Source organism: Cognatilysobacter xinjiangensis (assembly GCF_014651995.1).
Classification (GTDB): domain Bacteria; phylum Pseudomonadota; class Gammaproteobacteria; order Xanthomonadales; family Xanthomonadaceae; genus Cognatilysobacter; species Cognatilysobacter xinjiangensis.
The window spans coordinates 1,365,050-1,379,162 of sequence record NZ_BMXY01000001.1 but is presented as its reverse complement, the minus strand read 5'-3'; the positions used below and the strand labels follow the sequence as shown (position 1 = coordinate 1,379,162).

Here is a 14,113-nt window from a genome sequence, read left to right as displayed (position 1 = left end):
GATGATTCCGAAGATCCAGCCCTGCCTGTGGTTCGACGGCAATGCCGAAGCGGCCGCGCGCTTCTACGCCGAGACCTTCCCCGACAGCCGCATCGATGCCGTGCATACCGCGCCCGGCGATTACCCCGCGGGCGAGAAGGGCGGCGTGCTGATGGTGGAGGCCACCATCCTCGGCATGCGCTTCCTGCTGCTCAACGGCGGCCCCGCGTTCAAGTTCGACGAGGCGATCAGCTTTCAGGTCGCCACCGACGACCAGACGGAAACCGACCGCTACTGGAACGCGATCGTCGACAACGGCGGCCAGCCCAGCGCCTGCGGCTGGTGCAAGGACCGCTACGGGCTGTCGTGGCAGATCACGCCGCGCCGGCTGACCGAGCTGATGTCGCAGGGCGGCGAGCCGGCGCGTCGCGCCTTCGAGGCGATGATGACGATGACGAAGATCGACATCGCGGCGCTGGACCGCGCGGTCGAGGGCGTCGCCGGCTGATCGCGGCGCATCGGGGATGTCGCGGCACGCAGCGATCCGGCGGATGCAGGTCGCCGTGAGCGGCGATCGTCGACAATAACGTTCCACGGCCGCGCTCGCGGCCGTCGCATGGAACTCCCCTGATGACCGTTCGCCATTCCTGGCGCGGGCGCCTGTTGGCGCTGGCGGCGCTGGTGCTCGCCGCGTTCAACCTCCGCACCGCGGTGACCTCGCTGACGCCGCTGCTCGCGTCGGTCGGCGAATCGTTGCGCTTCGGTACGACGGTGGCCGCGATCCTCGGCACGCTCGCGCCGGCCGCGTTCGCGGTGTTCGCGGTGGCGACGCCGCGCATCGACGCGCGCTTGGGCCTCGAGCGCACCACGGCGCTGGCGATGCTGCTGGCAGGCATCGGCCTGCTGGTACGCGCGTGCGTGGCGGGGCCGGTCGGGCTGGTGGCGGCGTCGTTCGTCGCGCTGGCCGGAATGGGAATTGGCAACGTGGTGCTGCCGCCGCTGGTGAAGCGCTATTTCTCCGACCGCATCGGCAGCGCCAGCGCGATGTACATCACGTCGCTGCAGCTCGGCACGATGCTGCCGGCCTTCGTCGCCGTGCCGATGGCCGAGGCCTTCGGCTGGCGCGTCTCGCTCGGCGCCTGGGCGCTGCCGGCGCTGCTCGCGGTGCTGCCGCTGTGGCCGCTGCTGCGGCGCACGAAAGCGGACGGCCGCCACGACGCGCTGCACGTCGCGCCGCCGGCGGATGCGCGCGTCTGGCGCTCGCCGGTGGCCTGGTCGCTCGGCGCCCTGATGGGCATGACCTCGCTCATCACGTACGCGATGTTCACCTGGATCCCGCGCTGGATGGTCGACGCGGGCGCTTCGCCGGCACGGGGCGGTGCGCTGCTCGGCGTGTACTCGGCGGTCGGGCTGGTATCGACGTTCGTGGTGCCGGTGCTGGCCGCGCGCATGCGTCAGCCGTTCTGGCTGGTCGCGATCGTCCTGGTGCTGCATGCGATCGGTTACGCGGGCCTGCTGATCGCGCCGCTCGCGTTCGCCGATCTCTGGGCTGCGCTGCTGGGCCTTGCGGGTGCGACGTTCCCGCTCTCGCTCACCCTGATCAACCTGCGCACGCGCTCGGCGGCGGGCTCGGCGCGGCTGTCGGGCTTCGTGCAGTCGATGGGCTACCTGCTGGCCTGCGCGGGGCCGTTCGTGGTCGGCGCGCTGCGCGATGCGTCCGGTGGCTGGCATGCACCGGTGGCCTTCCTCGCCGGCTGCATCGTGCTGCAGGCGGCCGGCGGCTGGTACGCCTGCCGGCCGCGCATGCTTGAGGACGGCTGGGCGCCGCGCGGCGCTCACTGAGGGGCGCGCCGCGCAGGTCGGACCAGTCGCGTCAGGGCGTGGCGAGCGCCGCCCGGCGCTGCTTCCACGCGGCGAAGGCCTCGCGCATGCGCTCGCGCTGCTGCGGGCGCCAGGAATCGGTGCGGGCCTCGAAGCCGTCTTCGGTCGCCCAATCGCCATTGGTGGCCACCGCCGCGTCGTACCAGGCGACTGCGGTGTCCCGGTCGCCGGTGGTCCAGTAAAGCAGGGCCATCGTATGCGGCACCCAGAACGGGCGGCCGCCATGCGCGGCGAGCGCGCGACGCCAGTCTTCGAACGCGTCCTCGTATTCGCCGAGGTCGTAATGGCCCCACCCGCGCGACCACTGCAGGTGCCGCTCCTGCGGGCTCCCGGGCTTCGCGGCCGCCGCGGCGCGCTCCCAGTCCCGCCGTGCTCGCTTCACCTGTCCAGAGTTCTTCAGCAGGTAGGCGCGTGCCACCAGCGCCGCCACGTTGTCCGGACTCTGCTGGATGACGGCGTCGAGATAGCGGCGATAGGCGAACGGATTGCCGGACGGCGGCCGCATCGCGGCGGCGGCCGGGTCGTCCTCCCGGTAGACGCCCTGCGGCCGATGCACGGGCAGCGGACCGGCCGCTTGGGCGATGCCGGCCAACGCGGCGAGAACGAGTACGACGGCGAAGTGGCGCATCCTGCGGCTCCGTAAATCGAAGCCGCGATTCTGCCGGAGCGCCGCCGCGCGGTCAGTGGGCAGTTTTCGCGGTCAGCGTGGCTTCCATCAGGTCGATCTCGTGCACCAGCTTCTGGTGCACCTCATCGTCGATGACGAGCGCGCGGCGCAGGCGATAGAGCGTGTCGCGCTCGGCGTCGAGCGCGGCCAGGCGCAGGCGACGCTCGGCATCGGCCACGCGCTGCATGTCCTCCGCGGATTCGCCGCTGAGGTCGCCGTAGTCGATGTGGCGCTGGTAGACGTCGCGCACGGTGACGGCGGCCTCGGCGCGCACCGCTTCCTCCTGCGGATCGGTCAGCGGCGTGGCCAGCACCTTGTCGATGCGGCGCAGCGCGGCCTCGGCCGCGGCCATGCGTGCATTGGCCTCGGTGTCGCGGCGCTCGGGCTCGGGCAGCTGTTCCTCGAGGCCGCGCGCGAGCAGCGGCAGGCCCACGCTCGCGATCAGCAGCGAGAGCAGGATCACGCCCATCGCGATGAACACGGCGACGTCGCGCGCCGGGAACGGCGTGCCGTCGGCCAGCGCGAGCGGGAGGGTGAGGATGCCGGCGAGCGTGATCGCACCGCGCACGCCGGCGGTCGCGATGATGGCGAGCAGGCGAGTTGCCGGCGCTTCGACGCGCTCGCCGCGGATGGCGGCGCGGAAGATCGTCAGGCGGATCGATACCCACACCCACGCGAAGCGCAGCGCCCCGAGCATCAGCGTGATCACCACGACGTAGCCGATCAGGTGCAGCACGTCGTTGCCGCTGCCGCTGGCCTCGGCGGCCTCGGGCAGGCGACGGATCATCGCCGGCAACTGCTCGCCCAGCAGCACGAAGATGATGCCGTTGAGCGCCGTCTGCACGGTGTCCCACACGGCCGTGCGCTGCATGCGAGTGGCCGCGAGCGGGCGGCCCGAGAGCTCGCCGTAGTGCATCGCGATGCCCGCCACCGCCGCGGCGAGGATGCCCGACACATGGACATGTTCGGCGGCGAGGTAGGCGGCGAAGGGGATCAGCAGGCTGACCAGGATCTGGATGCCGGGCTCCTCGCCCGCGCGCCGCACCAGCCAGCGGTTGAGCCGGCCGACGATCGCCGCGACCAGCACGCCTGCAACCACGCCGCCGCCCGCGACCTTGAGGAAGCTGATCGACGCGACGGTCGGCGAGAACACGCCGGTCATCGCGGCGGTCACGGCGAAGGTGAAGCACACCAGTCCCGTGGCGTCGTTGAGCAGCGACTCGCCTTCGAGGATGTGCATCACGCGCGGCGGCAGCGGCGCGTTGGCGGTCATCGCGCCGACGGCAACGGGATCCGTGGGCGAGAGGATGGCCGCGAGCGCGAACGCCACGGCCAGTGGCATCGCCGGCACCAGCCATTCGATGAACCAGCCCATGCCCAGCACGGTGAAGAACACGAGTCCGATCGCGAGCGCGAGGATCGGCTTCCAGTCGCGGAAGAACGCGCCCTTGGGGATGCGCCAACCGTCGAGGAACAGCAGCGGCGGGATGAAGAGCAGCAGGAACAGGTGCGGGTCGAACTCGACGTTGAAACCGAACGCCGAGAGCAGCGCGCCAGCGCCGATCTGCAGCAGCGGCATTGGCGCCTTGATGGGCAAGAGGCGCCCTATGAAACCGGTGACCACCACCGTCAGAAGAAAGACCAGCACGATGGTGACGACAGGCATCCAGCTCTCCGGGCGCAGCGAAAACGGCCGGCATTGTCGCAAGGCGCGGTCTCAGGCCGTGGAGCGCACCACGCGGCACTCGTCCACGGTCGCGGTGGCGCGTTACTTTCGACGCCATCGCGCGACGGCGCGACATCCGGGAGACGGACCATGGCGGAGCGGGGCGCATCCATCGAATTCGAAGCACGCCTGCGGCGGCCCGCGCAGCCGAAGGGTGCGACCTGGAGCTTCCTGGTGCTGCCCGCGGCGGCGAGTGCCCGGCTGCCGTCGCGTGGCTTGGCGAGCGTGGAGGGCACGTTCGGCGGCGTCGTGTTCGCGGCGACGCTCGAGCCGGACGGCAGGGGCTGCCACTGGCTGAAGGTGCCGCGTGCGCTGCGCGAGGCGGCGGGTGTCGCTGTCGGCGATACGGTCGCGTTGTCGATCGTGCCGGCCGCGAAGGAACCCGAGCCGCGCCTGCCACCCGACCTGCGCGCCGCGCTCGCTGCGACACCTGCCGCGAAGGCGCAGTGGGACAGCCTGACCACAATCGCCCGTCGCGATTTCATCCAGTGGCTGGGCAGCGCGAAGAAGGCCGAGACGCGCGAGCGCCGCATCGCCACCGCCTGCGACATGCTGGCGCAGGGCAAGCGGCGCATCTGCTGTTTCGATCGCTCGGGGATGTATGGCGGCAACGCGAGCGTGCCCGCAGCGGTGGATTGATTCGTCGACGTGGTCATGCGCCCGCGGCGCGTGAATCGACGCGACGATCCGGACCCGCGTTTCGCCGGGCACCCGCATCGCCGTCGCCGTAACCGAGCAGCAATGTCGGGACGGGCGACTGACAGGCGGCGGAACGCCGGCGGCCGCACGACTGCTACGCTCGCCCGGCCGCCGGATCGGACGGTACACAGGGGAAACGCATGAAGACCATCGCCCGTGCCGCGCTCGTCGCGGCGCTCCTGCTGGCCGCCGTGCCGGCTTTCGCCGTCAAGGGCACGTACGTGCTCAAGGACGGCAGCTACTCGATCACGGTGGAGGAGGAGGGCGCGAACCTCGTCGTCGTCGAGCCGAACAAGCGCTCGGTGTACACGCCGGCGGGCGACGGCAGCTACCGCTTCCACAACGACGTGACCGGCTCGGATTTCTACATGCGCGTGCTCGACGACGACACGCTGGAAGCCGGCCGCGTGCCGCAGACCGGCTCTCCGTCGATCCTCAAGCGCGCGAATACCGCGGCCGCGATGGCGGCGCTGGAAACGAACGACACGCTGACGGGCATCGCCGAAGCCTACGCGGAACGGGCGCAATCGGAGCCCGACAATGCGCAGGCGTGGTCATTCTGCTCGGCGGTCGCCTTCAAGCGCGCGATGGGCGAAGACGATGAGGCCGCGCAGTTCGCTCGCCAGAGCGCGGAACTGCTGCGCTCGATCCTGGTCGGATCGGCCAACCCGTGTCCGGACGCGATCCCGCAGAAATACTGGTGACCGGCGCCGGGCGCGTCCTCAGTGGCGTGCCCGGGCCACGGGCAGCTGCCAGCCGCGTCGCAGCGCCATGAAGCGCAGCACGATGCAGGCCACGGCGCCCACGACGGCGGTCGGCGCCGCCGGCAGCGCGAGCGCATGCCCGGCCACGACGATGAGCGCACCGACGAGTGCCGCGACCGCGTAGAGCTCGCGCTGCAGCACGATCGGGATCTGCATCGACAGCACGTCGCGCACGATGCCGCCGCCCACGCCGGTCAGGATGCCCAGCATCACCGCACCGACGGGGCCGAGCCCGTAATCCAGCGCCTTGCCCGCGCCGATCACCGCGAACAGCCCGAGGCCGACCGCATCGGAGATCTGCAGCGGATTTCGGAAGCGTTCGATCGCGTCGTGCCTGAAGAACCCGATCAGCCCGGCCAGCATCGAGATCGCGAAGTAGCGCCAGTCCACCAGCGCGACCGGCGGCGTCGCGCCCAGCAGGGCGTCGCGCGTGATGCCGCCCGCGGTGGCCGCGGCGAAGGCGAGCACCAGCACGCCGAACAGGTCGAGATGGCGACGCACGCCCGCGGTCGCACCGCTGATGGCGAACGCGAAGGTGCCGAGGAAGTCGATCGCGGTAACGAAGCCGTAGGACATGGCGCGGGCGGAGCGAGGGCAGTGCACTCTCGCTCCGCCGCGCAGGCGCCGCAAGCAGGCGCGCTATCGGCGGCTCTACAGGGAGGCAAATGACGCGACACCGCGTCGCGTGGTGCCGCCTGCGATCAGGCGGTGCGCTGGCCGGTATGCGGGGTGAGGATCAGCCGGTCGAGGTCGTAGCCGAGCGTTCGCGCGGTATCGAGATAGTCGTCACGCGTTGCGGCATCGAGCGTGGGCTCGCGATGCAGCAGCCAGAGGTATTCGTAGTCGGGGCTGCCAACCAGCGCGGTGCGGTAGTCGGAATCGAGGCGCAGGATCCAGTAATCGCCCTTGGTGAACGGGATCCAGCGCAGGCCTTCGGGCAGGAAGGTCACTTCGAGCTTGGTGTTGTCGCCCGGCTTCGCGGGCTTGGCCTGGCCGATGGATTCCTGCAGCTCGCGCTTGCCGTCGAAGGCGCGGTTCTGCACGCGCACGGCGCCATCGGCTTCGAGGCTGTAGGTGGCGCTCACGTCGGTGTAGTCGGCCGGCTCATGGCGCATCGGCAGGCGCGCGATCTCGTACCAGGTGCCCAGGTACCGGGCGAGGTCGACGGTCGTGACGGTCGGGGGCGCGGGACGCGACATGGATGCCTCCTTGGATGGAAAGCGCCATTTTATGGGCCCTTCGGTGAAAGGCCGGGCAAGCGCCGCGTCCGAACGTGAACGCTGACTGCGCGTCAGGCGTCGGCGCCCACGTCCGCGAGGATGCGGTCGAGCTTCTCGCGCAGCAGTCTCGCGACGGCGCGACAGCTCGCATCCATGTCCTGCAGCAGTCGGCGGTCGTCTTCGGCCAACGTGCGCGAGGTCTGCAGCAGGTAGAGGTTGGTGACGAGCGGTTGCAGCAAGTCACGGATCTCTTCCTCGGTGCGTTCGAGCAACGCTTCGCGCACGTGCGAGGCACTGAGGCCGCGCCGCGCGGCGTCGAGGTCTTCGACGAGTTCGAGCTGCAGGCCGATGAGTTCGGCGAACAGCTCGATCGACTTGAGGATGCCCGGCGCCTCGATATCGGCGGGGCGTGCGTCGATCGCACAGAGCGTGCCGAAGAACTCGCCATTGGCGCGCAGGATCGGCACCGACACGTAGCTTTCCAGGCCGTAGATGCGCGGCGTGTGGTGCTCGGCGAACACCGGGTGCTCGCGCGCATGGCCGAAGATCACCGCCTGCTGGTGCTGGCGGATCTCGTTGCAGATGGTGGTCTCGAGTTCCAGCTCGCCGCCGGGCTCCAGCCCGAAGCCGAGTTCGTCGAGAACGGCGCAGGCGATCCAGCGCGATTCGGTGACGCGCGCGACCGCGGCGAAGCGCATGCCGGTGATCTCGACCACGGCGCGCAGAATCCGCGGCACCGCTTCGATGCGGCGGATCGTGGCGACGTCCTGCTCGATCGTGTTCCTGTCCTGCATGGCGGGTCCGCCGTTGAAGGTCGGTTCAACCATACGGAAAGCGGCGCGAGCGTGCATCTGCGCTACGGCCGCTTGGGCATCGTCATGCCGAGGCGGGCGGCGCGTCGGACGCGGGCGCGGCGGCCGCCTTCGCCTCGCGCTTGCGCGCGTCCTTCTCGTCCTTCTGCTTCTTCTTGGCGAGTTCGCGCTGGCGCTTTTCGAAGGCGTAGTTCGGCTTGGGCATCGTGCAGTGGCTCCTCTGGGTAGATGGGTTCAGGCCGCTCGCGGCTTGGCGGGCTTGACGGCGGCGTTGGTGGCCGCACGCTTCGCCCAGTCGGTGTTGCCCAGCACTTCGACCACGCCGCCGGCGGCGAGGAACTTGGCCAGGTGCTCGTCGATGCGGTCGCTGGTGACCTGCTTGGAGAGGTCGGGGCGGCGTGCGTACGCGAGGTTCTCGCGCGGAGATTCGTTCTTGCTGGTCATGGGGGCCTTGGAAGGAACGTCGACGCGGCGGCTGGGCCGTGTCGGGCAGGACTGCCAAGGATCACGGCGCATCGGCGCGGCGTGGGGAAGCGTCGGCTTCCGGCAGCAGGATTCCGCGTCGGGCGACGGCGGAGCATGGGTCGATCCTACGCGTCGCGGCCGGCGGTGTCGCCCGGCGTGTGCCGCATGGATGGCCGGCGCAGCATGCGGCCCCCCGGCTGAACATGATGTTCAGCGGGCCGGCGAAGGGCTCCGGTGTCGGCGACGGTGCCCGGGCCGCGATAATGCCCGCGGTTTCCGACGGCCCACCGCATGTCCATCGTCCTCACCGATTTCGCCCGGCCCCGCCTGTTCCCGCGGGAGGCGCGCCGCAACACGATCCAGGACATCACGCCCGAGGAATTCGTGCGGTACCTCAACGAGGTCGCCCCGGTCGCGGTTCTGGACGGCTACGCGCCGTTCTGCAAGCTGCACGTGCATCGCAACTGGACGTCGACGCGCTGCCTCGCGGTGCCGATCACCGACGACAACCGCCATCTGCTCCGCTCGGACTACGAGGCACGCACGCGTGACGAGCTGCCGGTGCTGGTGCGCTGGTTCGAGGGGCTGGAGCCGCCGGTGGCCGAGTACCTAATCCCGATCCTTTACAGCCGCGAACAGCTGGCGAAGGAGGGCACCCTGATCGACGCGGACTGGGGCATCGTCGGCTGCATGTACACGATGGCGCCCGAGGAAACCCCGATGGCACCGATCACGATGATGCGCAATGCGCTCGGCGTGGAAGAGGGCGGCTCGGGCGTTCCGGTCGACCGCGAGGCCTATGGCCGCGCGGTCGAATTCTGGCGCAACCACGCCAACTGGCGCGGCTGACGCGGATCGCGGCGCCTCAGCGCGCCGCGGTCACCCGCCACACCGTGTCGCCCACGTCGTCGGCGAACAGCAGCGCACCGTCGCGGTCGAAGGCGACGCCGACCGGCGCGCCGTAGAGTTCCTGCTCGTCGTCCGAATGGAAGCCCGACACCAGCGTCTGCGGCTTGCCGGCGGGCCTGCCGTCGCGGAACGGCACGAACACCACGGCGTAGCCGCTGAGCGGCTTGCGATTCCAGCTGCCGTGCTCGCCGACGAACGCGCCCTGCTGGTACTGCGGCGGCAGTGCATTGCCCTGCGAGAACGCGAGGCCGAGCGCGGCGACGTGCGACCCGAGCGCGTAGTCGGGGACGATTGCGCGGCGGACGAGGTCGGGCCGCTGCGGCACCACGCGCGTGTCGACGTGCTGGCCGTAGTAGCTGTAAGGCCAGCCGTAGAAGCCGCCGGGGCGGATCGACGTGAGGTAGTCGGGCACGAGGTCGCCGCCGATCTCGTCGCGTTCGTTCGCGATGGCCCAGAGCTGGCCCGTCCACGGGTTCCAGCCCAGACCGGTGGGATTGCGCACGCCCGAGGCATGGATGCGACTGCTCGCGCTGGCCATGTCGACTTCCAGGATCACCGCGCGGCGGTATTCCACGTCGAGGCCGTTCTCGCCGGCATTGCTGTTGGAGCCGACGCCGACGTACATCTTTCTGCCGTCGGGGCTCGCGAGCAGCGCCTTCGTCCAGTGATGGTTGTTGGTGCTGGGCAGGTCGGTGAAGGGCACGCCGGGCGCCGTGATGCGCGTGTCGCCCACGCGGAACGGGAAACGCACGATCTCGCCTGTATTGGCGACGTAGAGCGAATCGCCGACGAGCTGCACGCCGAATGGCGAATGCAGCTTTTCCAGCAGCACGTGCTTCTGCCATTCGCCAGCGGGCGTGGGGCGCAGCAGCGTGATGCGGTTGCCGCCCTTGGCACCCTTGCCGGAATTCGCCTTGACCTTGCCGGCGATCAACTGCTTCGGCGTGGTGATGGCTTCCTGCCCGGGCCCGTTCGATTCGACGACGAGCACGTCGCCATTGGGCAGCGCGAGCAGCTGCCGCGGATGCATCAGGCCGCGCGCGATCGGCGCGATCGCGAGGCCGGGAGCGACCTTCGGCATGCGGCCCTGGGCCCAGCCCACACCGTCGGGTACCTGCATCGGCGGCACGAAGAAGTTGCGCGCCGGCGGCAGCGGTGGCGAGGCGCCCGACTGCTGCTCGGGCGTGTAACGCGCGCCGGTGTCGCAGCCGGCGATCAGCAGCGTGGCCGCGAGCGCGAGGACGCGGCCGGTCATCGAATCAGCCATGGGCCAGCCCTCCGCGACGCATCGCCAGCACGATGCGCGCCACCGCGATCAGCAGCACCGTCAGCACCGACAGCCACTGCCCGGCGGGCACCACCGCATAGGCGTCACGGCTGTGCACGAACGCATTGGCGATCGCCGCGACCACCGCGAACAGGTTGAGCCAGAACGCGATGCGCTCGCCGCCCGCGGGGCGCCGCCGCGACGGGCCCCACGTCCACCACAGATTGATCAGGCGTGGGAGGATCGCGACCACAAGGCCCAGCACGATCAGCCAGGCGGCGGCCTTGGTCCAGAGTATCTCCGCGGTGCGCGCGTAGGTGATGTCGAACACCAGCGCGGCGACGAAGCAGCCGTAGGGAATGGGATCGAGCAACTCGAACACGGCATCCGCGACGGCGGGGCGGCTCGGTGGAGCGGGCAGGTTCACGGGGACCTCGGCGGCGGAAACGCGCGACGTGCGCCGACCGTAGGCGCGCGCGTGTCCAGAGTGCGTTAGTGCGTGGTGGCAGCGATGCGGCCGGTCGGCCGGCGGCCGCCGCGTTGATCGCTCCGTCGCATGCGCGCGGCAAGGATGCGGCAATCAACGGAGACGCCCATGTCCGCTTCGAACCCGACCGATCGCCACGCAACGCTGTACCGCATGGTCCTGCCCGACCACGTCTGCCCGTTCGGACTGCGCGCCCTGAGGCTGCTGGAGGACGCGGGCTACGACATCGACGACCGCCCGCTGCGCTCGCGCGAGGAGACCGATGCCTTCAAGGCCGAGCACGGCCTCGACACCACACCGCTGGTGTTCGTCGGCGACGAGCGCATCGGCGGCGCGCGCGAGCTGGAAGCCTGGCTTTCGGCGCGCTGAGGGTCAGAAGCGTTCGCCGACCGGCAGGTAGCGCCACGCGCCCGGCGGCATCGCGCCGTTCGGGCCCTTGCCGGTGGCCACGCGGCCGATGCGCAGCCGGCGGATCGCCACGGCGCGCAGCCCGACCTGCCCGCACATCCACTGCAACTGGCCTTCGCGCACGCCCTTGAGAGCGAAGCGCAGGCGGTTCTCGCTCTGCCAGCTCACGCTGCAGCGCGGCAGCAGGCCGCCGCGATGTGGCAGCCCGTCGCGCAGGCGCTCGAGCCCATCGGGCGCCACCGTGCCTTCCACTTCCACCACGAATTCCTGCTCGATGTCGTCGGCGTCCTCGACAAGGCGGCGGCGCACGCGTCGGTCCTGCGTCAGCACCATCAGGCCGCTGGCCTCGCGCTCAAGCGGCACCAGCGGCACCAGCCGATGGAAGTGCCGTTGCAGCAGGTGCACGCCGGACGGGTCGTCCTCCCAGCGCGACGCGGGCACCACGAGCGCGACGGCGGGATCCGGGCCTTCGATCGCGTCGACGCCCGCCGGCTTGTGCAAAAGGATCGTCGCCGGCTCGACCTCGCCGGGCGGCGTGCGCGTGTCGATCTCGATGCGCTCGTCGCTGACGCGATGCTGCGGCAGCTCGACGATCTCGCCGTCCACCGACACGCGTCCGTTGCGGATGTAGTGCTCGGCCTCGTTGCGCGAGCAGTTCAGCAGCTGGACGACGCGCTGGGCGAGGCGGACCGGGTCGGTCATCGGAAATACCGGATGGAACGGGCGCGAAGTGTAGCGGCACGGGCGCCTGCGACCGGTTCCGGCCGCTTCTCAGCCGCTTGGCGAGCGCGATTAAGGAAGCGGAACGACATCGCGCTGAACGTTCGGCAGGGAATTGATCGGCGTCAAACCGAGCGCCGCGCATCGGCCTAGCCTTTGCGCCATGGATGCACACCTTCGATCGCATCCAAGAGGCCTGACATGAATACGCTGATCACTCCGTTCGTCGATACCCCCACCGACGTCGCGCTGGACCTGCACCGCCCGACGCGCGACCTTTCCGATCGCGTCGCCTACGGCATCACCCGGGGCCTGCGCTTCCTCGCAGATACCTTCTTCGCCAAGCGCTACGGCAACCGCGCGATCGTGCTGGAGACGGTGGCGGCCGTGCCGGGGCTGGTCGGCGCCGCACTGATCCACCTGCGCTGCCTGCGCTGGATGAAGCACGACCACGGCTGGATCCGCGCGCTGATGGAGGAGGCCGAGAACGAGCGCATGCATCTCATGACCTTCATCGAGATCGCCAGGCCGAACTGGCTGGAGCGTGCGCTGGTGCTGGTGGCGCAGGCCGCGTTCTTCACCTTCTTCCTCGCGCTCTACCTGCTGTCCGCGCGTACCGCGCATCGCCTCGTCGGCTACTTCGAGGAGCAGGCGGTGATCAGCTACACGCAGTACCTGCGTGAGATCGACGAAGGGCGCGTGGAGAACGTGCCGGCGCCGAAGATCGCCCGGGAGTACTGGAAGCTGCCCGCCGACGCACGCCTGCGCGACGTGGTGGTGGCGGTGCGCGCCGACGAGGCCGGCCATCGCGACGTCAACCACGGCTTCGCCGACGAGCTGCGCCCCGCACGTGGCGAAGCGCTCGCGCACGGCTGATTCCAGCCGACAGGGCAGGGACGACGAGGGGCCGCGCGGCCCCTCGTTCGTTTCCGGGCGCCGGTCAGGCGCGGCGCTTGTGGAAATAGACCTGCTCGGCGGCCCAGCGCAGCGGCGGCGAATACAGCAGCAGATCGAACGGCCAGTCGAACTGCAGGCGGTCGTAGGCCCAGCGCAGCGCGCGCTTGGCGCGAAAGCGCGGGGCGGCGTCGACGGCGACCTGGTCCGGCGCCGGACCGCCATCGCGAAGACGTGCGGCCAGCGCACGACCCACCGCCCAGCCGTGCTCCCACGCAGAATGGATGCCACCCGCGGTGACCGGCGAGACGATGCCCGCGGCGTCGCCGACGAGGATGACGCCGTCGCGCGCCATGTCGAACACCGGCCCGCTGCAGGGAATCAGGCCGGCGCGGGTGCTGCCGGCGCGCAGATGTCGCGGCAGGCCGCCTGCATGGCCCACGCGCAGCAGGAAGCCGTCGATGTCCGGGACGCGCGCGTTTGCCGGGTCGTGGCGCAGCGCGAGGCCCGCCTGGATGCCGGTCGGGCTCTGCGCGATCCAGCCGATGTAGCCGGGCGCGTAACGCTTGCTGATGAAGCAGTGCAGCGCGCCAGGCTCGGCCAGCTGCGCGCCGGGGAAGTCGTACTCGACGCCGTACAGGAACTGCCGCACCTCGCCCAGCCCGCAGCGCCGTGCGACGCGCGAGCGCGCGCCGTCCGCGCCCACGAGGTAGCGCGTCGTGCCGACGCCTTCCACTCGCCAGCCGCCGTCGACCGGCTGCGCGTCGGTGAACGCGCACTCCAGCCGCAGGTCGACGCCGTGCGCGCGCAACTGTTCCGCCAGCCAGCGCATCACCGCGGGCGTGTCGGTGGTGAGGAAGTAGTAGCCCGGCGCCGCGAGTGCGACCTGGCGAAGGCTGGGCGCATACAGCCGCACCTGCTCGATGCGTCGCGTCATCGCGGGCGGCAGCTGGTTGAGCAGCGTCTGCTCGGCGGCCTCCTTCACGATGATGCCGGTGGTGTGCAGCTTCTTGCCGGGGTCGCGCTTGCGTTCCAGCACCACCACGCGCAGCCCGCGCTGCGCGGCGGCGAGGGCGCAGGCGGTGCCGGCGAAGCTCGCGCCGACGATCACCACGTCGGCATCGAAGGCGGGATCGGTGTCCATGTCGGTCCGTAGGAGGCGGTGCCGCTACGGTTGCGCGGGCCTGCGAGGCGGCGATGGCCGTTGTGTGAGGC

Annotated in this window: 18 protein-coding genes; 7 read left to right on the top strand and 11 right to left on the bottom strand. The window is 70.5% G+C overall.

Annotated elements, in window-relative coordinates; translation table 11 throughout:
- The first annotated feature begins 1 nt into the window (after position 1).
- Complete coding sequence (locus IE066_RS06555; RefSeq protein ID WP_189447961.1) at positions 2-487, top strand: VOC family protein; 486 nt, start codon at positions 2-4, stop codon at positions 485-487.
- Between the two features lie 122 nt (positions 488-609).
- Positions 610-1,821, top strand: coding sequence for an MFS transporter (locus IE066_RS06550; protein ID WP_189447959.1), 1,212 nt, complete (start codon positions 610-612; stop codon positions 1,819-1,821).
- A gap of 31 nt (positions 1,822-1,852) precedes the next feature.
- On the opposite strand, the gene IE066_RS06545 is transcribed toward IE066_RS06550, so the two are convergent.
- Complete coding sequence (locus IE066_RS06545) at positions 1,853-2,488, bottom strand: tetratricopeptide repeat protein (RefSeq protein WP_189447957.1); 636 nt, start codon at positions 2,486-2,488, stop codon at positions 1,853-1,855.
- A gap of 52 nt (positions 2,489-2,540) precedes the next feature.
- Positions 2,541-4,193 (bottom strand): Na+/H+ antiporter, encoded by a 1,653-nt coding sequence (locus tag IE066_RS06540; RefSeq protein WP_189447955.1) that lies wholly within the window; start codon positions 4,191-4,193, stop codon positions 2,541-2,543.
- 150 nt (positions 4,194-4,343) lie between these two features.
- Between IE066_RS06540 and IE066_RS06535 the strand changes: the two genes are divergently transcribed.
- Both IE066_RS06535 and IE066_RS06530 read left to right on the top strand, forming a co-directional pair.
- A complete protein-coding gene (locus IE066_RS06535; RefSeq protein WP_189447953.1) occupies positions 4,344-4,892 on the top strand; it encodes a YdeI/OmpD-associated family protein in 549 nt (182 codons plus the stop codon).
- A gap of 200 nt (positions 4,893-5,092) precedes the next feature.
- Positions 5,093-5,656 (top strand): hypothetical protein, encoded by a 564-nt coding sequence (locus tag IE066_RS06530; protein WP_189447951.1) that lies wholly within the window; start codon positions 5,093-5,095, stop codon positions 5,654-5,656.
- Positions 5,657-5,674: 18 nt separating this feature from the next.
- Here the strand turns inward: IE066_RS06530 and IE066_RS06525 are convergent, their stop codons facing one another.
- The 5 genes from IE066_RS06525 to IE066_RS06505 form a co-directional block, all read right to left on the bottom strand.
- On the bottom strand, positions 5,675-6,292 hold the full coding sequence (locus IE066_RS06525) for a trimeric intracellular cation channel family protein (protein ID WP_189447948.1): 618 nt from the start codon (positions 6,290-6,292) through the stop codon (positions 5,675-5,677).
- A 125-nt stretch (positions 6,293-6,417) separates the two neighbouring features.
- Positions 6,418-6,915: a lipocalin family protein gene (locus IE066_RS06520; RefSeq protein WP_189447946.1), complete on the bottom strand. Its 498-nt coding sequence runs from the start codon at positions 6,913-6,915 to the stop codon at positions 6,418-6,420.
- Between the two features lie 92 nt (positions 6,916-7,007).
- Positions 7,008-7,730 (bottom strand): GAF domain-containing protein, encoded by a 723-nt coding sequence (locus IE066_RS06515; RefSeq protein WP_189447944.1) that lies wholly within the window; start codon positions 7,728-7,730, stop codon positions 7,008-7,010.
- Positions 7,731-7,812: 82 nt separating this feature from the next.
- On the bottom strand, positions 7,813-7,953 hold the full coding sequence (locus tag IE066_RS06510; RefSeq protein WP_189447943.1) for a hypothetical protein: 141 nt from the start codon (positions 7,951-7,953) through the stop codon (positions 7,813-7,815).
- 29 nt (positions 7,954-7,982) lie between these two features.
- Entirely contained in the window at positions 7,983-8,192 is a 210-nt protein-coding gene (locus IE066_RS06505; RefSeq protein WP_189447940.1) for a hypothetical protein, read from the bottom strand.
- Positions 8,193-8,504: 312 nt separating this feature from the next.
- On the opposite strand from IE066_RS06505, the gene IE066_RS06500 reads away from it, so the two are divergent.
- On the top strand, positions 8,505-9,062 hold the full coding sequence (locus tag IE066_RS06500) for a DUF3228 family protein (protein ID WP_189447938.1): 558 nt from the start codon (positions 8,505-8,507) through the stop codon (positions 9,060-9,062).
- Positions 9,063-9,078: 16 nt separating this feature from the next.
- On the opposite strand, the gene IE066_RS06495 is transcribed toward IE066_RS06500, so the two are convergent.
- Both IE066_RS06495 and IE066_RS06490 read right to left on the bottom strand, forming a co-directional pair.
- Positions 9,079-10,389: a PQQ-dependent sugar dehydrogenase gene (locus tag IE066_RS06495; RefSeq protein ID WP_189447936.1), complete on the bottom strand. Its 1,311-nt coding sequence runs from the start codon at positions 10,387-10,389 to the stop codon at positions 9,079-9,081.
- Entirely contained in the window at positions 10,382-10,816 is a 435-nt protein-coding gene (locus IE066_RS06490; RefSeq protein WP_229790689.1) for a DUF2231 domain-containing protein, read from the bottom strand. Before IE066_RS06490 ends, IE066_RS06495 begins: the two co-directional genes overlap by 8 nt.
- A 168-nt stretch (positions 10,817-10,984) precedes the next feature.
- Here IE066_RS06490 and IE066_RS06485 point away from each other — a divergent pair, with 168 nt between their 5' ends.
- The gene (locus IE066_RS06485) at positions 10,985-11,245 is read left to right on the top strand and encodes a glutaredoxin domain-containing protein (RefSeq protein WP_229790688.1); all 261 of its coding nucleotides are present in this window, start codon (positions 10,985-10,987) and stop codon (positions 11,243-11,245) included.
- Between the two features lie 3 nt (positions 11,246-11,248).
- On the opposite strand, the gene IE066_RS06480 is transcribed toward IE066_RS06485, so the two are convergent.
- On the bottom strand, positions 11,249-11,986 hold the full coding sequence (locus tag IE066_RS06480; protein WP_189447935.1) for an rRNA pseudouridine synthase: 738 nt from the start codon (positions 11,984-11,986) through the stop codon (positions 11,249-11,251).
- 219 nt (positions 11,987-12,205) lie between these two features.
- Between IE066_RS06480 and IE066_RS06475 the strand changes: the two genes are divergently transcribed.
- The gene (locus IE066_RS06475; RefSeq protein WP_189447932.1) at positions 12,206-12,880 is read left to right on the top strand and encodes an alternative oxidase; all 675 of its coding nucleotides are present in this window, start codon (positions 12,206-12,208) and stop codon (positions 12,878-12,880) included.
- A 64-nt stretch (positions 12,881-12,944) separates the two neighbouring features.
- Here the strand turns inward: IE066_RS06475 and IE066_RS06470 are convergent, their stop codons facing one another.
- Complete coding sequence (locus tag IE066_RS06470) at positions 12,945-14,042, bottom strand: NAD(P)/FAD-dependent oxidoreductase (protein WP_189447930.1); 1,098 nt, start codon at positions 14,040-14,042, stop codon at positions 12,945-12,947.
- Positions 14,043-14,113 lie beyond the last annotated feature (71 nt).